1 protein-coding gene is annotated in these 339 nt (G+C 38.1%); it reads left to right on the top strand.

Features of this window, described 5'->3' with window-relative positions:
• Positions 1 to 170 (top strand): DUF3042 family protein (locus tag SPADD19_RS11930; protein ID WP_128861648.1); only part of this gene is annotated, 170 nt, incomplete at its 5' end.
• Positions 171 to 339: the final 169 nt, after the last annotated feature.

The raw sequence follows: 339 nt of genomic DNA, 5'->3' as shown, positions 1-339 counted from the left end.
TGGCTAAAGGATTTGGTAAAGGTTTTGTTACTGGTGTTGCTGGTACAGTTGCTGCTGTCGCAGGTGCAGTTTATACATTCAAGAAAAAAGTAATCGAGCCAGAAGAAAAGAAAGCAGCTTTCATTGAAGAAAACCGCAAAAAAGCAGCACGTCGCCGTGTCTCACACTAATCATTCAAAAAGCCCCGGGAAACCGGAGCTTTTTTTGCTGAAGAAAAAGTCCATTTTGGAAAATTTTCTTTTACTGGCAGGGTTTGTCACGATATGCTAACACAAGTAATGCTAAAAGAATTAGAATGATATATATTATGTTTATTCAAACATACACTGAAACTTTCCG

The sequence above is a fragment of the Streptococcus parasanguinis genome, assembly GCF_001578955.1.
Classification (GTDB): domain Bacteria; phylum Bacillota; class Bacilli; order Lactobacillales; family Streptococcaceae; genus Streptococcus; species Streptococcus parasanguinis_U.
The sequence above is the reverse complement of the archived record's forward strand: the minus strand, read 5'-3'. Positions and strand labels throughout refer to the sequence as shown.